A 19,784-nucleotide genomic window follows, 5' to 3' on the forward strand; every position below is an offset into this window, starting at 1 on the left:
GACGCCTCTCAGACGACGGCGGTCTCGAGCGCCGTCGCCTCCTCCTCGACGGGCCGCACGGTGCGGCGGACCCACACCAGGACGCCCGCCAGCACCAGCGCGGTCACGCAGAGGCCGGCCCACGCGCTGGAGGTCAGCGCCAGGGCGACGTACCCGGCCAGGGAGGCCCCGGCCGCGGTCAGCGCGTAGGGCAGTTGGGTCATGACGTGGTCGATGTGGTTGGCGCCCGCGCCGGTGGAGGACAGGATCGTCGTGTCCGAGATCGGCGAGCAGTGGTCGCCGAAGACCGACCCCGCCAGCACGGCCGCCATCGCGGGGATGACCAGTCCGGGCTCGCCCACGCCGGACATGACCTGCCCGGCGATGGGGAGCAGGATGCCGAAGGAGCCCCAGGAGGTGCCGGTCGCGAACGCCATGCCGGAGGCGACGACGAACATGATGGGCACGAGCCACTGCGGGTCCAGCGAGGCCGCGGCCACGAGACCCGCGAGGTACTGCCCGGTCCCGAGCTGGTCGATGAGCCCGACGAGCATCCACGCGAGCAGCAGGATGTAGATGGCGGGCAGCATCGAGGACATGCCCTGCGTCCACCCGTCGCGGAAAGTGCCGGCGCCGAACCGCTCGTTGCTGCGGGTGTCCCGGAGGTAGAGCACCAGGGTGACGACCAGGCCGAGCAGGCCTCCCATCAGGAGCGACTCCGTCACCAGCGTGCTGGCGAAGATCTCCATGACGTCCCAGGAGCCCGACTCGGTGTGCCCGGTCCAGACGATCGCGCCGACGACGCCGACCACGAGCGCGAGGAACGGCAGGACCAGCGCGCTGATCGAGCCGGGGCGGTGCTCCGGGAGCTCCTTGGACAGCTCGCCCGCCACCTTCTTGCCGGGGGCGTACGGCTCGCCGTCGGCCAGCGTGCGCAGCTCCTCCTTGCGCATGGCGCCGAGGTCCACGCGCAGCAGGACGGTCGCGAAGACCAGCGCGAGCGTCGCCCAGGCGTAGTAGTTCATCGGGATCGTGGCGAGGAAGGCCTCGAAGGCGGTGACGTCGACGAGTCCGGCGGCGACGACGATCGGCGCCATGATCCCGATGATGCTGGCCCCCCAGCTGGAGAACGGGGCGATCACGCACACCGGGGCGGACGTGGAGTCGATGATGTAGCTGAGCTTCGCGCGCGAGACGCGGTGCCGGTCGGTCAGGGGCTTGGCCACCTGCCCGACGGCGAGGGCGTTGAAGTAGTCGTCGATGAAGATGACGACGCCGAGCACGGCGGCGAGGAGCTGGGAGCCGCGGCGGCTGCCCACGCGCTCCATCGCCCAGCGGCCGAACGCGCGGCTGCCCCCGGCCATCATGATGAACGCCGCCACCACGCCGAGGATCAGCAGGAACAGCACGATGTAGATGTTCGAGGTGTTCGGTGCGCCGTCGGCCCAGAAGATGCCGAGGAACGCCTCCCACACCAGGCCGAGCGTGCCGGCCGGGCTCCCGCCCGCGAGGACCAGGGCCGCACTCACGACGCCGACGCCGAGGCTCAGCAGCACCTTCTTGGTGAGCACCACCATGAGGATCGCCAGCAGCGGCGGCACGACGGAGAGGAACGTCGGGGCTTCGGTCATGGGTGTGGTTTCCCCCGGGTAGATCGGGCGCGCGGAACGGCGCTGCGCGGCAGGCGACAGGCAAGGTTAGGCGCCCCGTCGGTCCGAACGGGAGGGGCGGCGGCGGATCGCGCTCGATCTCACACGCCCGCCGGTCTGCGCGGTGACGGGTGACGGGCGGCGTCGGATCCGCTTTATCTCACACGCCCGCCGGTCTGCGCACGCCCGCCGGTCTGCGCGGTCACGGGTGACGCGCGGCGGCCGTCAGCTCAGGCGCGGGTCGTGCTTCTCGGCGGGGTCGGTTCCTCTTTCGGCGGGAGTCGGGCCCTCCTCCGCGGCGACCGTGCTTCCACCCGCGGTCGCCGTGCCTCCACCCGCGGTCGCCGTGCCTCCACCCGCGGTCGCCGTGCCTCGACCCGCGGTGCCGGTGCCGTGGCCGGTCCTGTGCTCGACGCGCATCGCCCGCACCCGCGAGACGACGAACCACGCGAGGAACAGGATCACCGCGACGATGACGATCTTGGAGAAGACGCCGACGTACTCCTGAACGATGTGCCAGTTCTCGCCGAGGGCGTAGCCGGCGACGATGAGCACGGTGTTCCAGATCAGCGAGCCGGCCAGCGTCAGCGCCGTGAACAGCAGGGGCGGCATGTGGGTGATGCCGGCAGGGATGGAGATCAGCGACCGGAAGATCGGGATCATCCGCCCGACGAAAACGGTGCCCTTGCCGTGCTTGTGGAACCAGGCCTCGGTCTTGTCCACGTCCTCCATCTTGACCAGCGGGAGCCAGTTCATGATGGCGCGGGTGCGGTCGCGGCCGAGCAGGGCGCCGATGGCGTAGAGCACCCACGCGCCCACCACCGAGCCGCCCGTGCACCACGCGATGACCTCGACGAGGCCCAGGGTTCCCTGGGAGGCGGTGAACCCGGCCAGCGGGAGGATGACCTCGCTCGGCAGCGGCGGGAAGAGGTTCTCGAGGCCGATGAGCAGGGCGGCGCCGAAGCCGCCGAGGGTCTCCATGACGCCCACGGCCCACGCGGCGATGCCGGTCAGGGGCGCGTCGGAGCCGGTCTGGGCGGACAGCAGCACGGGGATCACGAGAGACCACGGTACGGGCGGAGCGCGTGGAGCGCCTCAGCCGCGAGCTGTGAGCCTGCACATCCCGCGGTCGGAGCCGCGGCCGGCAGTGTCATCCCGTGATCCGACGACGGTTCCGGCCATCCCTAGTCCGCGGTGCCCCAGCCGTGGTCCGACGGCGGTGCCGGCCATCCCTGGTCCGCGGTGCCCCGGCCGTGGTCCGACGGCGGTGCCGGCCATCCCTGGTCCGCGGTGCCCCAGTTGTGGTCCGACGGCGGTTGTCGGCCACGTCGGCCAGCCACGCTCGCAGCCGCGGTCAGTCCCGCAGTCGCCGACGTGCGAGCTCGTACCCACCTGCTGCTGCCAGCATGACCAGGCCGACGAGGGCGGCCGCCAGACCGACGTACTGCGGCACCCCGAGGACGAGGACGCGTCCCGCGGCGATGACGGCGGCCTCGTAGGAGCGGTCACCCGTCCACGCGAACCAGGCCTCGGTCCGCAGGGCGAGAGCGAGCGCGAGGCCACCGACGACAAGAAGGAGGCCGATACCGGCTCCGTGGGCGGCGCGCACGGTCGTCACCGTAGCGGTCCGGAGCACCGGCCGTGCGAGACTCGGCGGAGGCGCGACAGACTGCGGGCCAAGGCCCCATGTCGCGTCCAGGTCAGCTCGAGGTGTGAGCACCCGAGACCGGAGGGATGCATGGCACGGATGCCGGTGGCCGAGGTGCGCGTGGACGAGGCGCTCGTCCGGCACCTGCTTGCCGAGCAGCACGCCGACCTCGCGGCGCTGCCGCTGCAGCTCGTGGCCAACGGCTGGGACAACGTCCTGTGGCGCCTGGGCGCGGACCTGGCCGTGCGCGTCCCCCGGCGCCGGCAGGCCGCCGTGCTCGTCGAGCACGAGCAGCGGTGGCTGCCCGAGCTGGCGCCGCACCTGCCCGTGCCGGTCCCCGCCCCCGTCCGGACGGGCCGGCCGGCCGCGGTCTACCCGTGGCACTGGTCCGTCGTGCCGTGGCTGGCCGGCACCCCCGCCGCGCACGTCCCGGTCGTGGAGCGCGGGGCGGCAGCCGAGATGCTGGCGAGGTTCGTGATCGAGCTTCACCGCCCGGCACCGCGGGGCGCCCCGCTCAACCCTGTGCGCGGCGTCCCGCTGGTGACGCGCGACGCCGCCGTGCGCGAGCGTCTCGCCGACGGCGCGGTGCCGGACCCCGGCCGGGTCGGGGCACTCTGGAAGGAGCTGGTGAGCACACCGCCCTGGGAGGGGCCGCCGTCGTGGATCCACGGTGACCTCCACCCCGCCAACCTGCTCCTGGACGACGACGGAGGCCTGGCCGCCGTCATCGACTTCGGCGACATGGCTGCCGGGGACCCCGCAACGGACCTGGCGACGGCGTGGCTGACGTTCGAGGCTGCCGGTCGCCGCCGCTTGGTGGCAGCCCTGGCGGGCCGCTACGACGACGCGACCTGGCGGCGCGGGCGCGGCTGGGCGTTGTGCATGGCCACCGCGATGGCCGCCCACTCCGACGACGCACCCGTGCTGGCCGCCGTCGGCCGGGAGTCGCTGCGCCAGGTGCTCGAGGGCTGAGCCCGACAGCGAGCAAGAAGGACCGTGCCGAGCAAGTGTGTTGAAACCTGGTTGCTCGGCACGAGGGTTCTTGCTCGTGGACTGCCGGGCGCGCTCGCCCGGCTGCTTCCTGGTCAGGCGTCCAGGTGTCGCACCAGGGACGCCGCCAGCCCGGTGTACGTGCCCGGCTCGAGCGCCAGAAGCCGGGCCTCGACGTCGTCAGGGAGCCCCAGGCCCGCGATGAACTCGCGCATGCCCGGCCCGTCCACGCGGCGGCCGCGGGTGAGCTCCTTGAGGCGCTCGTAGGGGTCCTCCATGCCGGTCGCGCCCGCGATCGAGGCCGCCCGCATGGCCTGCTGGACGGCCTCGCCGAGGACCTCCCAGTTGGCGTCGAGGTCGCGGGCGAGCGCGTCGTGGTCGACGTCGAGGCCGGCGAGGCCGCGGCGGACGTTGTCGATCGCGAGCAGCGAGTGGCCGAAGGCGGTGCCGATGTTGCGCTGGGTCGAGGAGTCGGTGAGGTCGCGCTGCAGGCGCGAGGTCACCAGGGTCGACCCGAGCGTGTCCAGGAGCGCGCAGGAGATCTCGAGGTTGGCCTCGGCATTCTCGAATCGGATGGGGTTGACCTTGTGCGGCATGGTCGACGAGCCGGTGGAGCCCTGCGCGGAGAGGCGCTGGCGGAAGTAGCCGAGCGAGATGTAGGTCCACACGTCCGTGGCGAGGTTGTGCAGCACGCGGTTGAAGCGGGCGACGTCGGCGTAGAGCTCGGCCTGCCAGTCGTGGGACTCGATCTGGGTGGTCAGCGGGTTCCAGGTCAGGCCCAGGTGCTCGACAAAGGTGCGCGCCACCTCCTCCCAGTCGGCGCCGGGGACGGACGCGGCGTGCGCGCCGTAGGTGCCCGTGGCGCCGTTGATCTTGCCCAGGTACTCGGCGCCGGCCACGCGCCGCAGCTGGCGGCGCAGGCGGTGCGCGAGGACGGCGAGCTCCTTGCCGAGCGTGGTGGGGGTTGCCGGCTGCCCGTGGGTGCGGGCGAGCATGGCGGCGCCGGCGTGCTCGCGGGCCAGGGCCGCGACGTCGTCGGTCATCGCAGTGGCGGCCGGTAGCCACACCCGCTCGACGGCGTCCTTGACCGTGACGGCGTAGGAGAGGTTGTTGACGTCCTCGCTGGTGCAGAAGATGTGGACGATCTCGTGCACGCGCGGGAGCACGGTGCCCTCGCCGAGGGTGGCCGGGGCGGCGTCGAGGCGGCGCTTGAGGAAGTACTCGACGGCCTTGACGTCGTGGAGCGTCTCGCGCTCGATCTCGGCGAGCTCGGCGATCTCGTCCGCGCCGAAGGTGGCGACGACGCCGCGCAGGTAGTCCTTGTCGGCGTCGGTGAGGCGCGGGGCGCCGGGGAGCACCCCGTGGTCGGTGAGGTGGATGAGCCACTCGACCTCGACGAGGAGGCGGGCGCGGTTGAGCGCGGCCTCCGACAGGTGGTCGACCAGCGGCGCGACGGTCCGGCGGTAGCGCCCGTCGAGCGCACCCAGGGCGACGGGCGGGGTCAGGGCGGCGAGGTCCACGCGAGAGGTCATGTGCGACATCATCCCAGCCGCGCGCCGGGCTACGTCGGCGGTGTCCGGCTGGTGCGACGGCGCAGGTGTCGTGGCCGGTGCGGCTTCGATGGCGGCCGGAGCGCGACCGCGTGACCTCCGGTGATGCATCGACGGCGGTCCGGGGAGAGGTCCCCATATCCTCGCGGGGCCGAGGGGACATCTCCCCATACGGCCGGGGTTTATGGACTGGTACCGCCTGGTATCAATCTCTTCATACCCCCACCGAGGAGACCCATGAGCAACGACCAGAACCCCTACGCGCCCAGTCAGAACGCAGGTCAGCCCGCCGCTCCCCAGTACGGCCAGGTGCCGCAGTACGGCGAGGCTCCGCAGTACGGGCAGGCCCCGCAGTACGGCGCGCCGGCCGAGCCGGCGTACGGCCAGGCTCCGCAGTACGGCGCGCAGGCCGAGCCGGCATACGGCCAGGCTCCGCAGTACGGGCAGGCTCCGCAGCACGGACAGGCCGCGCAGTACGGCGCGCCGGCGTACGGCGAAGCCGCGGGCGGGCCGGGCGTCGCCAGGCGGACACTCGCCAGCTGGCCCTACCGCGTCGGTGCCTCCCTGATCGACGGCGTCGTCTCCGGCATTGTGCCCGCACTGTGCTACGGCATCGCCGCGGGCACCTCCGAGACGACCGTGGACGCCTTCGGTACGCCGACGAGCACGCCCACCGCCCTTGGCACGGTGCTGATCCTCATCGGCATCGTGGCGCAGCTCGGCATCTGGTTCTGGAACCGCGTGTGGCGCCAGGGCCGGACCGGTCAGTCGGTCGGTAAGAGCCTGCTCAAGATCCGCCTCGTCAAGGAGGCCATCGGCGGTCCGGCCGGCATGGGCCTGACCTTCGGGCGCGAGTTCGCGCACATCCTCGACGCCTTCTTCTACATCGGCTACCTCTGGCCGCTGTGGGACCAGAAGAAGCAGACCTTCGCCGACAAGCTCTGTGGCACCGTGGTCACTCACGACTGACGGTCAACGCCCTCGGCGGGCGGCGCCACGGACCACGCGTCCGGGCGTCGCCCGTCGTGCATCGGACTGGCCCGTCCGGACGGTCGCGGGCGTTCAGGCGGCGTCCGGGCGCGGGTGTCGCCCCGCCGGGAGGGCAGCTGGGCGGGCACGGTCGCACGGTCGACAGTCCCCCTGCCGTGCAGCAGGGCACTTTGCCGGGCATGCTCGGAGGGCGTCCGGCCCAGGGAGGAAGACCGATGTCCGAGCTCGTCATCGTCCGTCACGGCGAGACGGAGTGGAGCGTGTCCGGCCAGCACACCGGCACCACCGACATCCCGCTCACGCCTCGAGGCGAGGAGCAGGGACGCAAGCTCCTCGACAACATTGGCGAGCACGACTTCGCGAAGGTGCTCTCCAGCCCCCGGCAGCGTGCCCGGCGCACCGCCGAGCTCGCCGGCATCGAGGACTTCGAGGTCGACAACGACCTTGTCGAGTGGAACTACGGCGACATCGAGGGAATGACCACCAAGGACTACCTCGCCCAGCGGGAGGCGGCCGGGCTCCCGGCATGGGACATGTGGGACGACGGCGCCCCTAACGGCGAGACGGCAGACGAGGTGGGCGCCCGCGTCGACCGCGTGCTCACCCGACTCCGACCGGTCCTCGACGACGGCGGTGACGTGCTCGTCGTCGCTCACAGCCACCTGCTGTGCGTGCTCGTCGCCCGGTGGCTCGGCCTGCCCGCCTCGGCGGGCCGCGGGTTCATCCTCGACGCGGCGCACCGCAGCGTGCTGACCTTCAAGCGAGGGACGCCCGTGGTGAAGTACTGGAACGTGCCGCCCACACATTGACCGAGCGGCCGCTGATGGCTCGATGATTGTGAGAGCCGCGACCAGGTCGCGGGGGCATCCGGGCCGGATCGTGCGCTGGACGTTCTGCTCCACGACGTCGACCACGGCGCCGACCAACTCCTGCTCGGCGGCTTGCCGGATCGGTCAGAAAGGAGGCCCGGCCGGTTGGTCCAGCAATGACGCGTCCCAGAGTGTCAGTGGTGGTGACGTAGTGGCCGTCGTGCGGCGCCTGCCAGAGTTGTCGGGCTCGCCGCGCGAGGATGCATCGGGCGTGGCCGTGCCGAGCCTGGCCGTGGCGGGCGAGGCCGCATCAGGCGGGCACGTGCCGGGCGGGGCCGTGCCGGGCGCCGCCGTGGCGGGCGAGGCCGCATCGGGCGGGGCCGTGCCGGGCGGGGCCGCGGCGGGCAGGCCTGTCCCCTGAGTCCCGGGTCCGCCCGGTGGCCCGGCGGTGCCGGACAGTGCGAACGTCGTCCTTCTTGCGTGCGCTTCGAGCACCATGGCTGACGGTCGACCGTTGCTCGACGCGAACTGCTCACGGGCGGCGAGCAGATCCGCGTGTTCGTCGCCTGCCATGGGAGTCCGGTCGTCGTCCGGACACGACCGCCCGCTGACCGACACGGGTGCCCCGACCGCACTTCCGCGGCGCGTCCGCGGTTCTCGCCGAGACGTGCCGATCAGCTGTCCGTCGGAGCGGTAGAAGGCGAACCCGTCGGCCAGGGGAACGATGCGGACGTGGTCGCGGTGGATGACGTGGTGGTGGTAGGTGCAGGCGGTGATGCCGTTGTCCACGGAGGTCGGCCCGCCGCGGGAGTACCAGGTGATGTGGTGGACCTCGGACCAGGAGGCGCGGATCCGGCAGCCGGGCCACTGGCAGTGCCGGTCCCGGGTGGTCACCGCGCGGCGTAGTTCCTTGGCGTAGGTGCGCTGGGTCAGCCCGACGTCGAGGACCTGGGAGTCGGCGTCCATGACGACCCGGGTCATCTCGCAGTCGCACATCAGCCGGATCAGCTCACCCAGCGGGACGAGCGTGCCGTCCTCGAGTTCCGCGGGTGCCACCGCGGGAAGGTCCGGTGCCGCCGGTAGGCCCGTGCTGATGTGGGAGTCGGGCCGCGTGGGCGCGCGTCCCCCACCCGTCAGGCTGCAGCCGTCTGCCGCACGGCCCTCGCCACGGTCCGCCTCGACCTCCGAGGTGGTGCGCACCTGGCCGTCCGGCCCGAGACCGAACGCGGCCCCACGCCCGTGCGCTGCGTCGACCTCGGACTCACCAGCCGCGGCGAGCGCCTCGCCGTGGCGACGGGCCGCGGCCCACGTCTCCTCGTCGACGATCAACGCGACGTGGGGCCGTATCTGTGCGCCGTTCAGGTCGGAGCCGACCTGCAACGTGCGGGAGGCCATCGTCACGAGGGCGTCGGCGCGACGCTGCTCCCGGGTGCGGTCGTCATCCTGGGCCGGCGCACCGGCAATGGCGTCCAGGGCGGTCTCGATCAGCGTCCCTGAGACGTCGTCCAGGACCCACGCGCCGGTCCGCGCGCCGCCGGTGCGCCCGGTGGTCACCGAACGACGACGCCACGTCACCTCGAACGATTCCTGCGCCGCTCGCGCGTCGATCGTTGCTGCCACCTTCTTAGCAGCCTTGGCCAGCTCGGGAGCCGTGAGCTTCTTGCCCTTCTCCACGAGCTCGGCCGCCATCCCGTTGGCCAGCGCCTCCTTGACCTCCTCGGAGGCTCCGGCCCGGATGCGGGCGAGCGTCTTCGCGTGCTCGAGCGTCAGAGCTCCCTCGGCTATCGCGGCGTCGACCTCGGGCATCGCCTCCAGGCCCTCAGCTACCTGCAGCTCGCCGATGGCGGCTCCCCGCCCGGCGCCGGTGGTGCGCGAGCGCCAGTCCTGGAAGTCGCGGTCTCGGGCGGTGCCCCACCGCCCGTCATCGCGGTGGGCCAGCAGCACCTTGCCGCGGTAGAGCGTCAGATCCTGGATGAGGCGGTCCAGCGAGGTGATGACGATCTCCCGGTCCGCGTGCGGCCATTCACGCGCACCGGTGTCCGGGGCCGCCGCACGGAGGGCCTCGACCGCGCAGCGAACGGCAGTGAGCAGGGAGACTGGCGTCGGCTCGGCACTCGGGGTGCGCCCCGCCTGCTGTGCGACCATCCCGCTCACCTCCCCACGTCGCTGTGAACTGATGTTCGAAAGACTACGGGCGCCGTCCGACATCGGGCCAGGGTGGCGCGTTGTCGCAGGTCAGCGCTGTGGATAGACGTGGTGGGATATCGGGCAACTCGTCATCGCCGACCGAGTGGGGCCGGTGCCCGGTCGCCCGGTCGCCCGGCGCGCGGCGCGCGGCGCGCGGCGGGCGGCTGGCGGGTGGCGCGTCGGTTGCATGCCCCACGCCTGAACGCTGTCTAGGCGAGCAATGCCTGACCTGACCCTCGGTCGGAGCGTGCTGCGTGCTGCACGTCCATTGCTGGAAGTTCGCCATCGCACTACCTTGTGCCGCATGGTACCGGGCGAGGAGAGCATCCTCTCGAACCTGCGACGGGGAGCTCTCGAGTACTGCGTGCTCGCGCTCCTTCGCCCCGGCGCTCGGTACGGCCTCGACATCGCCCGCGCGCTCGGAGCGGACGGCATCCTCATGAGCGGCGAGGGAACGCTGTACCCCCTCCTCGCCCGGCTCCGGAAGGCCGGTCTGGTCGAGACCACTTGGCAGGAGTCCACCGCCGGGCCGCCCCGCCGCTACTACGCCCTCACCGAGGACGGTGAGCGCGCCCTCGCCACCTTCACCCGAGCCTGGCACCCGTTCCGGGACGCGGTCGACGCGGCCCTCGAGCAGAGAGCAGAACCGACATGAGCGCCGATGACGCCCGCGTCCACGCCTACCTCGACGACGTCGCACGGATGCTGGGGAGCATCGACCCGGCCGACCGGGCGGAGATCCTCGCCGGGCTGCGCGAGCACATCGACGCCGCGGTCACAGGCCAGCCGCGGCCCGCCGACGACGAGGCCGTGGAGCAGGTCCTCGCCGAGCTGGGCCCGCCCGACCGGGTGGCGGCCGCCGCCCTGTCCGACCTCGGCCCGTCGCCGCGGCAGGCCCCTGCGGCGATCGGGACCGCGCCTCGGCCGGCGCTCACGCAGCCCTGGGTGCCGGTCACCGTCGGGCTCCTCACGGTCCTGTCGGCCGGCCTGTACCTGGTGGTGCTGGCCGCGTCCGTCGCGCTGGCGCTGACGCAGCAGCCGGAGGTGGTCCCCCCGGCGGTGGCGGCCCAGTACGGCACGGCCGCCTACGGTGCGGGGTCTTTCCACGGACCCGCGCCGGCCGATTTCGTGCAGGCCGAGGTGACGCAGAACCCGATGCTGCCGGCGTCCTACGACATCGTGTGGAGCATGCTCGGCCCGCTCGGACTGGTCGGCCTGCCCTGGCTCGTGTCGACGATTCTTCTGGCGTCGTCGCCGTTGTGGACGACCCGGCAGAAGTGGGCCGGTGCCCTGCTCATGCCCTCGCTCGCGGTGGCCTGCGGCGCTGTGACGTGGCTCGGAGCCGCGGTCCCGGCAAGCCCCGCGCGGGCGGTGCTCGTCGTCGCGGCCGGTCTTGCCGTCACTGCGGCGGCGGTATGGCTCATGGCCAGGCTGTGGCGGGACGGTGCGCAGCGTGCCCGCACCTGGGGATTGGTCGAGTCGGGCCCTGAGCCCGCCCGAGCCCCGTGGCGGGTGTGACGGCAGGCGTCCTGTGGTGAAGTAGCCCCATGGCCAAGGCAAAGGCGCCCGTGACCGAGCTCGAGGTGGGCGGGCGCACCGTGCGCATCTCCAACCCCGATCGCGTCTACTTCCCCGGCCCCGGCCACACCAAGCTCGACCTGGCCAGCTACTACATCGCCGTCGGCGACGGCGTGGTCAACGCCCTGCGCGAGCGGCCCTGCATGCTGCACCGCTTCCCCGAGGGCATCGAGGGGGAGAAGGTCCACCAGAAGCGGCTCCCGCACGGCGCGCCCGAGTGGGTGCAGACCGTGCGCGTGCACTTCCCGCGCTACGACCGCGACGCCGACGAGCTGTGCGTCACCGAGCTCGCCCAGGTGGTCTGGGCGGTGCAGATGTCGACCGTCGAGTTCCACCCGTGGAACAGCCGGCGGGCCGACGTCGAGAAGCCGGACGAGTGGCGTATCGACCTCGATCCGGGCGACACCACGGACTTCGCCACCGTCCGCCGCGTGGCCGGCGTGGCCCGCGAGGTGCTCGACGAGCTGGGCGCCACCGGCTTTCCCAAGACCACCGGCGGCGACGGGCTGCACGTGTACGTGCGGATCAAGCCTGAGCACGGCTTCCACGACGTGCGCCGCGCCGCCCTCGCCTTCGCTCGTGAGGTCGAACGGCGCATCCCCGACGACGCCACGACCACGTGGTGGCGGAAGGACCGGGACCCGTCGAAGGTGTTCGTCGACTTCAACCAGAACGCCCGCGACCACACGATCGCCTGCGCGTACTCGGTGCGGGGAACGCCGACGGCGACCGTCTCCGCGCCCCTGACGTGGGCCGAGGTCCCGGACTGCGACCCGGCTGACTTCACGCTCGCGACGATGCCGGCCCGGTACGCGAAGCTGGGTGACCTCCACGCCGGCATCGACGACGCCGTCTTCGACCTCGCCCCGCTGCTGGAGTGGGCCGAGCGGGACGAGGCGGAAGGGGAGGCCGCCCCGCCCGAGCCGGACTGACCCGACGGCGGAGGCGCCGCGGGGCCCTGCCGTCCGGCACAGGCGGGCTCGGCGGCCACGGGTGCCCGTCCGGCTCAGGCGGGCTCGGCGGCCACGGGTGCCCGACCGGCTCAGGCCGGCTGAGCGGCCGCAGCCGCCCGTGCGGCCCTCGGCAGCGCCGCGAGGATCGCCTCGACGGCGGCGTCGTCATGCGCGGAGGAGAGGAACCACGCCTCGAAGACCGACGGCGGCAGCGCCACCCCGGCGTCGAGCATGGCGTGGAAGAACGGCGGGTGGCGGAACGTGTCCTGCGCCTGGGCGTCGGCGTAGCTGCGCACGCCGTCGCGGGCGGCAGCCTCGCCGAAGAAGACCGAGAAGAGGTTGCCCGCCCGCTGCACCCGGTGCGCCACGCCCGCCGCGTCGAGCGCGGCCCCGACGGCGTCCGCCACTGTCCCGGCGACCCGGTCGACGTGGCGGTAGACGGCGGCGTCGGCCAGGCGCAGGGTGGCCAGCCCGGCCGCCGTCGCCAGGGGGTTCCCGGACAGTGTCCCCGCCTGGTAGACCGGGCCGGACGGCGCGAGGAGGTCCATGAGCTCGGCGCGCCCGCCCAGCCCCGCGAGCGGCATCCCGCCGCCGACCACCTTGCCGAAGGTGAACAGGTCCGGGGTCCAGGACTCGGAGCCGGTCGCGGTGACGTCGCCGCCGGCCGCCGCGCCGTCGAGACCCCACCACCCGGAGGGCCCGACGCGGAAGCCCGTGAGCACCTCGTCGAGGATCAGCAGGGCGCCGTGGGCCGCGGTGAGGCGGCGCAGCGCCGCGTTGAAGCCTGCCTCGGGCGGGACCACGCCCATGTTCGCCGGGGCGGCCTCGGTGATCACGGCGGCGATCTCCTCGCCCCGCTCGGCGAAGACGGCCTCGAGCGCGGCGACGTCGTTGTAGCGCACCACGATGGTCTCGGCCGTGGTGGCGGGCGTGACGCCCGCCGAGCCGGGCAGCCCGAACGTGGCGACGCCGGAGCCCGCCTCCGCGAGGAGAGCGTCGACGTGCCCGTGGTAGCAGCCGGAGAACTTCACGACGATGTCGCGGCCGGTGGCACCGCGGGCCAGCCTGATGGCCGTCATCGTGGCCTCGGTGCCGGTGGAGACGAAGCGGACCTTCTGCGCGGCGGGCACCCGCTCGCGCACGGCCTCGGCCAGCTCGACCTCGGCCTCGGTAGGTGCGCCGAAGGACAGCCCCCGGCGCGCGGCGGCCTCGACCGCCTCGACGACCTCGGGATGTGCGTGTCCGAGCAGCGCCGGGCCCCAGCTCATCACCAGGTCGACGTACTGGCGGCCCGTGACGTCGGTGATGTAGGGGCCGGACGCCGAGGCGACGAAGCGCGGGTCGCCGCCGACCGAGCCGTACGCGCGCACGGGCGAGTTGACCCCGCCGGGGATGACCGCGCGGGCGCGGGTGAAGAGGTCGTGCATGGTGTCGGCGCCGGTCATCGGTCTCCTCGTTTCGGTGTGCGGCTCACGGGGACCTCTCGCGGTCCTGCCTGGGTGCTCGTGTCGTAGGTCTGCGTCCCGGGTTCTGGCTGTCGCCCGGTGGTGATCGGGGAAGATTGCTGCTCCCTGGGAACAGTAATGTTCCCCGATCCTCGCCGACGGGCCCGACGTCCCGGACGTGCCCGATGTGCCGGTGCCCGATGTGCCTGTGGGCGACGTGCCGGTGCCCGATGCCTGGCCGCCGACGGCCTGGCTCGCGCTCAGCGCAGCCAGCCGGCCAGCTCGGTGGCCCAGTAGGTCAGGACGAAGTCGGCGCCCGCACGCCGGATGCCGAGCACGGACTCCTCGATCGCGCGGCGCCGGTCGATCCAGCCGTGGGCGGCGGCCGCCTCGATCATCGCGTACTCGCCGGACACCTGGTAGGCGGCGACGGGGACGGGGGAGACCTCGGCGACGTCGGCGAGCACGTCGAGGTAGCTCATGGCGGGCTTGACCATGACGACGTCGGCGCCCTCGGCGAGGTCGAGGGTCGCCTCGCGCAGGCCCTCCCGGCGGTTCGCCGGGTCCATCTGGTACGTGCGGCGGTCGCCCTGCAGCTGGGACTCGACGGCGTCGCGGAACGGCCCGTAGAACGCGGAGGCGTACTTCGCGGAGTAGGCCAGCACGGACGTGTCGGTGTGCCCCTCGCGGTCGAGGACCTCACGCACCGCGGCGACCTGGCCGTCCATCATGCCGCTGAGCCCGAGCATGTGGGCGCCGGTCGCGGCCTGCGCGAGCGCCATGTCCTGGTACCGCACGAGCGTGGCGTCGTTGTCCACGCGGCCCGCGGCGTCGAGCACGCCGCAGTGGCCGTGGTCGGTGAACTCGTCAAGGCACAGGTCGGACATGACCACCAGCTCGTCGCCGACCTCCTCCACGAGCGCCCGCAGGCCGGCGTTGAGAATCCCGTCCGGGTCGGTGGCGGCGGTGCCGACGGCGTCGCGCACGGCGGGCACGCCGAAGAGCATGAGTCCGCCGATCCCGGCCTCGGCCGCCTCGGCGGCGGCGCGGCGCAGGGAGTCCATCGTGTGCTGGACGACCCCGGGCATAGAGCCGAGCGCGACGGGCTCGCTCGCCCCCTCCTTGACGAACATCGGCAGCACGAGCTCGCGCGGGTGCACGCGGTTCTCGCTGACGAGGCTGCGCAGGGCTGGGGTCGCGCGCAGGCGCCGCGGCCGATCGGCGGGGCGCACGGCGGGGCCGGCGGACGCGGTGGCGGGGCGCACGGCGGGGCCGGCAGCGGTGCGGCCGGCAGCGCCGTCGGGACGGCCGGCCGACGCGGTACCGGTAGAGGTGGGCGAGGTGGTCATCGGTGCTGCTCCGATCGGTGTGCGAGTGCGCGGTCGAGTGCGGTGATGAGCCCGGCGGGGGTCTGCTCGCGTGCGACGGCATGAACGGTGAGGCCCGCTCGTGCGGCCGCCTCCGCCGTCGAGGGCCCGATGGCGACGACGGCGACCCCGGGGACGGGGCCGTAGAGGTCCACGAGTGCCCGCGCCGTCGAGCCGGAGGTCAGCAGGACGGCGTCGACCCGGCCGGCGGCGAGGTCGGCCGCCACCGTGGGGTCGGCCACCCGGGCCGTCGCGGTGCTGTAGGCGACGACGTCGTCCACCAGCCAGCCGCGCTCGCGCAGGCCCGTGGCGAGGGTGGGCGCGGCGATGGCGGAGCGGGGCAGCAGGACGATCCCGCCGCGCGGCGAGACGGGCCACGCGGCAACGAGGTCCGCGGCGGACGAGGTGGGGCCGGGCGGCACGAGCGCGACGGCGAGGCCGGCGTCGTGCAGCGCGGCGGCGGTCGCCGGGCCGACGGCGGCCACGGGCGTCTCTCCTACCAGCGCCGGGAGCGTGGTGCCGAGCGCCTCCGCGCGGCCGAGGAGCACCTCCACGGTGGTGGCGCTCGTGACCGCGAGCCAGGAGTGCGCGCCCTCGGCCAGGGCCCGCAGCGAGCGGTCGAGCTCGTCGGGCGGGTCGACGACGGCGGTGGTCACCAGGGCCGTCGGGAGCGGGGTGGCCCCGGCGTCGCGCACGGCGGCGACGACCGGGTCGTCCGGGCGGGTGCGCGGAACGATCACCCGGGCGGCGTCGACCGTCATGCCACCGGTCCGCCGGGCCCGGCGCGACGGCCGGCGTCGTCGGGCTCCTCGGCGTCCAGCGCCGGGCCGCGCGGCCTCAGGCCGGCCACCTCGGCGGCGCCGTCGTCCAGGAGCTGCTCGGCCGCGGAGACGCCGAGCTCGACGGCGAGGCTGAAGAAGACGTCCTGCTGGATCGCCACGCCGCGGGCCTCCATCACGTCGGGCAGCCCGTCCATCTCCTCGACGGCGGTGCCGACCACGCTGCGCGTGCCGGCCGGGTCGAAGACCCCGGCGTTCAGCTCGAGCCGGGTCGGGGTGCTGCCGTCGCCGGGGACGAGCTCGGCGTGGGCCGCGACGGGCGCGGTGCAGCCGGCCTCGAGCGTGCGCAGCACGGCCCGCTCGGCGAGGACCGTCAGGCGGGTGGGGACGTCGTCGATGCGGCGCATCCACTCGCCGAGCTCGCCGCCGTGGAGGTCGTCGGTGCGGCACTCCACCGCGAGGGCGCCCTGGCCGGGCGCGGGGATCATCACGTCCACGTCGAGGGTGTCGGTCACGTGCTCGAGCAGCCCGAGCCGGGTCAGGCCCGCGGCGGCGAGCACGACGGCGTCGAGGTCCGCCCCGACCCGGCCCAGGCGGGTGCCCACGTTGCCGCGGATGTCCACGACCTCGATGTCGGGCCGCGCCAGGCGCAGCTGGGCGGCGCGGCGCGGCGAGCCGGTGCCGACCTTCGCGCCGGCGGGCAGGGTGGCGAGCGTCCAGCCCTCGCGCGCGCAGAGCACGTCGCGGTGGTCCTCGCGGGAGGGGAACGCGCCGATGCTCAGCCCGGCGACCGGTGCGGTGGGCAGGTCCTTGAGGGAGTGCACCGCCACGTCGCACTCGCCGGCCAGCAGCGCCTCGCGAAGAGCGGCGGCGAAGACGCCGGTGCCGCCGAGGGTGGAGAGAGAGGCGGTCGAACGGTCTCCCTCGGTGCGGATGCGGACCAGCTCGACCTCGCGGCCCGACGCGGCGCCGAGGGCCGCGGCGACCGTCCGCGTCTGGGTCAGGGCAAGGTCGCTGGCCCGGGTTCCGATGCGCAGGGGTGGGGTCGACGAGCTCACCTGGCCAGTGTCGCACGCACCGGAGAAATGTCTGAGCTGGCTTTGTGACAACACGTCAGCACCGTTTGTGACGGTCCGTCAGAAAGCATTTTCGGACGGACGGAGGAATGCGGCCGACAGGGCTGCCGGAATTGTCCCGACTATTTTCGTGACGGAACGTCAGCACATTTGTGGCCGGTCTCACGCGACGCCTGACGCCGGCCGTTGCACCGTGCCCGCGGCGCCATCGCCCGGGTGACGGTGCGGCAGACCCGGACGCCATCGCTCAGGCGACGGTGCGCCCCGCGAGCGCCTCGGCCGCGGCGTCGGCGTGGGGCACCACCGCGGCCAGGCCCGTGCCCGCCACCCAGGTGCCCGTGACCGCCAGCCCGGGCAGCTCCGCGACCCGCGCCTGCAGGGTGGTGACCGCCTCCCGGTGCGCGGGTGTGCTCGGCGCCAGCGCCCCCTCCCGGGCGACGACGACGGCGTCGGTGACCTCCTCGAGCCGCACGCCGAGCAGCAGCTCCGCGTCGGCGTGCGCGAGGGCGGCGTCGACCCCGGTGGGCGGCTCGCCCGGCCGCCCGTACGAGAGGCGCAGCACGTGCTCGCCGGGTGCCGACGCGGCGGCCAGCCACTGCCACTTCGCCGACGCGTGGGTCAGGGCCTTGGCCCGCACCGGCCCTGGCCCGGGGGCGACGAGCAGGCCCGAGCCGCGCGGCGCCGCGTCGAGGGCGGGGGCCCGGACGGCGAGGGTGACGTGCGTGAGGGCGGCGCCCGCGGGCAGGTCGGGAAGCGGTCCCTCCAGCACGCCCGCGAGCAGGTCGAGCGCCGGGCGTCCGGGCGTGGCCAGGACCACTCGGCGCGCCCGGAGCACGGCGCCGTCGTCGAGCACGAGCTCCCAGGCGCCGCCGTTGCGGCGCAGGGCCTGGACCGCGGTGCCCGTGTGGATCTCGCCGCCCGCGGCGGTGACCGCGCCGGCCAGCGCGCGCGGCAGGCGGAACAGGCCGCCCGTGGTCGTGGCGACGGCGGACCCCGGAGGCCCGGCGGCGCGCAGCGCGCGGACCGCCGCGGCGAGCGCGCCGTGCGCGGCGAGCGCGGCACGCAGGCCGGGGACGACGGCGTCGGCCGCCAGGTCCGCCGGGTCGGCGGCGTGGATGCCGCCCGCGACCGGGCGGACGAGCCGGTCCAGCACCGTCTCCCCCATCCGGAGGCGCACGAGGCTCGCCAGGTCCTCGGCGTCCGCCCCCACGGACGGGGCGAGGCCGGCGTCCGCCGCGGCGCGCGCGGCACCCTCGGGGCCCAGGACGCCGGCCACGTCCGGGGCGGTCGGGTCCGCCGGGATGCCGAGGATGCTCTCGGCCGGGATGGGGAAGGCGCGCCCGTCGGAGTACACCCAGGACCCGCCCGCCGGCACCTCTACCGCGAGGCCCAGCGCCTCCGCCAGCGCGCGCACCTCGGGCCGGCGCAGCGCGAAGGCCTCGGCGCCGAGGTCCACCTCCCGGCCGCCCACCACGCCGCCGGACACCAGTCCGCCGACCTGCGCGGAGGCCTCCAGGACCAGCGGCCGCAGGCCGTGCCGAAGGAGGGTGCGGGCCGCGACCAGCCCCGCCATGCCGGCCCCGACCACCACGACGTCGCGGGCCGCGACGCCGGTCCCGTCCCGCCCGCCGTCGTCACCCCCGCCGGTCGCGTCCCAGCCGCCCCGGGAAGCGACCTCGTCCCCAGCGGTCACAGGGAGTGCACGAGCTCGACGACGCGGGTCAGCACCGTGGGGTCGGTCGACGGCGGGACGCCGTGCCCGAGGTTGACCACGTGCCCCGGGGCGGTGCGGCCCCGCTCGACGACGTCGCGCACGTGCGCCTCGAGCACGGGCCAGGGCGCGGCGAGCAGGGCGGGATCGATGTTGCCCTGCAGCGGGGTCCGGCCGCCCAGGCGGCGGTTCGCCTCGTCCAGGGGGATCCGGTAGTCCACGCCGACCACGTCGGCGCCGGCGTCGCGCATCGCCACGAGCAGCTCGCCCGTGCCGGTGCCGAAGTGCACGCGGGGGACGCCGAGGTCCTCGATCCGGGCCAGGGCGCGGGCGCTGAACGGCGCGGCGTGCGCCTCGTAGTCGGCGAGGGAGAGCGAGCCCGCCCAGGAGTCGAACAGCTGGGCCGCGCGCGCGCCCGCCTCGACCTGCGCGCGGAGGAACTCGCCGGTGAGGTCCGCGGTCCAGCGCATGAGGCGCCGCCACGTCGCCGGGTCGGCGTGCATGAGCGTCCGGGCGGCGAGGTGGTCGCGGGAGGGGCGGCCCTCGACGAGGTAGGCGGCGAGGGTGAAGGGCGCCCCGGCGAAGCCGATCAGCGGCGTCGCGGAGCCGAGCTCGTCGAGGATGATCCGGATCGCGTCGACGACGGCGGAGGGGTCGCCGGGGCGGTGGGCGACCAGCCGGTCGACGTCGCTCGCGGTGCGGACCGGATCGGCCACCACGGGGCCGACGCCGGGGGCGATCTCCACGTCCACGCCGGCCAGCCGCAGCGGCACGACGATGTCCGAGAAGAGGATCGCGGCGTCCACGCCGTGGCGGCGCACGGGCTGGAGGGTGATCTCCGCCGCGAGCTCCGGGCGCAGGCAGGCGTCGAGCATGGCGACCCCCTCGCGCAGCTCTCGGTACTCCGGGAGGGAGCGGCCGGCCTGTCGCATGAACCACACCGGGAGGGTGTCGGGTCGGTCACCCCGAAATGCCCGGATCAGTGCGGGCGCGGGCATTTCCACGGATACGTCGGGGGCGGTCGTCGAATTCGTCACGCGGGCCATTGTGCCTGCCCGTCCTGGAAATGGTTG

The 19,784-nt window shown here is 74.1% G+C and carries 17 protein-coding genes; 6 read left to right on the forward strand and 11 right to left on the reverse strand.

The window, feature by feature from the left end:
* Positions 1-8 precede the first annotated feature (8 nt).
* From ABD774_RS00635 to ABD774_RS00645, 3 genes are all read right to left on the reverse strand, one after another.
* A complete protein-coding gene (locus ABD774_RS00635; RefSeq protein ID WP_345036470.1) occupies positions 9-1,610 on the reverse strand; it encodes a Na+/H+ antiporter NhaC family protein in 1,602 nt (533 codons plus the stop codon).
* 243 nt (positions 1,611-1,853) lie between these two features.
* Entirely contained in the window at positions 1,854-2,687 is an 834-nt protein-coding gene (locus ABD774_RS00640) for a DedA family protein (RefSeq protein WP_345036472.1), read from the reverse strand.
* Positions 2,688-2,982: 295 nt separating this feature from the next.
* Positions 2,983-3,237: a hypothetical protein gene (locus ABD774_RS00645; RefSeq protein WP_345036474.1), complete on the reverse strand. Its 255-nt coding sequence runs from the start codon at positions 3,235-3,237 to the stop codon at positions 2,983-2,985.
* 129 nt (positions 3,238-3,366) lie between these two features.
* On the opposite strand from ABD774_RS00645, the gene ABD774_RS00650 reads away from it, so the two are divergent.
* On the forward strand, positions 3,367-4,248 hold the full coding sequence (locus ABD774_RS00650; protein WP_345036476.1) for an aminoglycoside phosphotransferase family protein: 882 nt from the start codon (positions 3,367-3,369) through the stop codon (positions 4,246-4,248).
* A gap of 113 nt (positions 4,249-4,361) precedes the next feature.
* Here ABD774_RS00650 and purB read toward each other — a convergent pair whose 3' ends face one another.
* Positions 4,362-5,798, reverse strand: coding sequence for an adenylosuccinate lyase (gene purB / locus ABD774_RS00655; RefSeq protein WP_345036478.1), 1,437 nt, complete (start codon positions 5,796-5,798; stop codon positions 4,362-4,364).
* 255 nt (positions 5,799-6,053) lie between these two features.
* Between purB and ABD774_RS00660 the strand changes: the two genes are divergently transcribed.
* Both ABD774_RS00660 and ABD774_RS00665 read left to right on the forward strand, forming a co-directional pair.
* A complete protein-coding gene (locus ABD774_RS00660) occupies positions 6,054-6,785 on the forward strand; it encodes an RDD family protein (RefSeq protein WP_345036480.1) in 732 nt (243 codons plus the stop codon).
* A gap of 236 nt (positions 6,786-7,021) precedes the next feature.
* On the forward strand, positions 7,022-7,615 hold the full coding sequence (locus ABD774_RS00665) for a histidine phosphatase family protein (protein ID WP_345036482.1): 594 nt from the start codon (positions 7,022-7,024) through the stop codon (positions 7,613-7,615).
* Between the two features lie 144 nt (positions 7,616-7,759).
* On the opposite strand, the gene ABD774_RS00670 is transcribed toward ABD774_RS00665, so the two are convergent.
* Entirely contained in the window at positions 7,760-9,760 is a 2,001-nt protein-coding gene (locus tag ABD774_RS00670) for a DUF222 domain-containing protein (protein ID WP_345036485.1), read from the reverse strand.
* Between the two features lie 346 nt (positions 9,761-10,106).
* On the opposite strand from ABD774_RS00670, the gene ABD774_RS00675 reads away from it, so the two are divergent.
* The 3 genes from ABD774_RS00675 to ligD are packed head-to-tail and all read left to right on the forward strand — an operon-like array spanning position 10,107 to position 12,312.
* Complete coding sequence (locus ABD774_RS00675) at positions 10,107-10,457, forward strand: PadR family transcriptional regulator (RefSeq protein ID WP_345036487.1); 351 nt, start codon at positions 10,107-10,109, stop codon at positions 10,455-10,457.
* Entirely contained in the window at positions 10,454-11,320 is an 867-nt protein-coding gene (locus ABD774_RS00680; protein WP_345036489.1) for an HAAS signaling domain-containing protein, read from the forward strand. Before ABD774_RS00675 ends, ABD774_RS00680 begins: the two co-directional genes overlap by 4 nt.
* Positions 11,321-11,349: 29 nt before the next feature.
* Entirely contained in the window at positions 11,350-12,312 is a 963-nt protein-coding gene (ligD, locus tag ABD774_RS00685; RefSeq protein ID WP_345036491.1) for a non-homologous end-joining DNA ligase, read from the forward strand.
* Positions 12,313-12,422: 110 nt separating this feature from the next.
* On the opposite strand, the gene hemL is transcribed toward ligD, so the two are convergent.
* The 6 genes from hemL to hemE form a co-directional block, all read right to left on the reverse strand.
* Positions 12,423-13,778: a glutamate-1-semialdehyde 2,1-aminomutase gene (gene hemL / locus ABD774_RS00690; RefSeq protein WP_345036494.1), complete on the reverse strand. Its 1,356-nt coding sequence runs from the start codon at positions 13,776-13,778 to the stop codon at positions 12,423-12,425.
* A 260-nt stretch (positions 13,779-14,038) separates the two neighbouring features.
* On the reverse strand, positions 14,039-15,127 hold the full coding sequence (gene hemB, locus ABD774_RS00695; protein ID WP_345036496.1) for a porphobilinogen synthase: 1,089 nt from the start codon (positions 15,125-15,127) through the stop codon (positions 14,039-14,041).
* The gene (locus tag ABD774_RS00700; RefSeq protein ID WP_345036499.1) at positions 15,124-15,906 is read right to left on the reverse strand and encodes a uroporphyrinogen-III synthase; all 783 of its coding nucleotides are present in this window, start codon (positions 15,904-15,906) and stop codon (positions 15,124-15,126) included. The genes hemB and ABD774_RS00700 overlap by 4 nt, the downstream gene beginning before the upstream one ends.
* Positions 15,903-16,982 carry a hydroxymethylbilane synthase gene (gene hemC, locus ABD774_RS00705; protein ID WP_345036501.1) on the reverse strand — a complete coding sequence of 360 codons (1,080 nt, stop codon included), beginning with the start codon at positions 16,980-16,982 and terminating at the stop codon, positions 15,903-15,905. The genes ABD774_RS00700 and hemC overlap by 4 nt, the downstream gene beginning before the upstream one ends.
* A 265-nt stretch (positions 16,983-17,247) precedes the next feature.
* On the reverse strand, positions 17,248-18,693 hold the full coding sequence (locus ABD774_RS00710) for a protoporphyrinogen/coproporphyrinogen oxidase (RefSeq protein WP_345036503.1): 1,446 nt from the start codon (positions 18,691-18,693) through the stop codon (positions 17,248-17,250).
* A complete protein-coding gene (gene hemE, locus ABD774_RS00715) occupies positions 18,690-19,709 on the reverse strand; it encodes a uroporphyrinogen decarboxylase (RefSeq protein ID WP_345036947.1) in 1,020 nt (339 codons plus the stop codon). Before hemE ends, ABD774_RS00710 begins: the two co-directional genes overlap by 4 nt.
* Between the last annotated feature and the right edge of the window lie 75 nt (positions 19,710-19,784).

The sequence above is a fragment of the Georgenia daeguensis genome, from assembly GCF_039537705.1.
GTDB lineage: Bacteria > Actinomycetota > Actinomycetes > Actinomycetales > Actinomycetaceae > Georgenia > Georgenia daeguensis.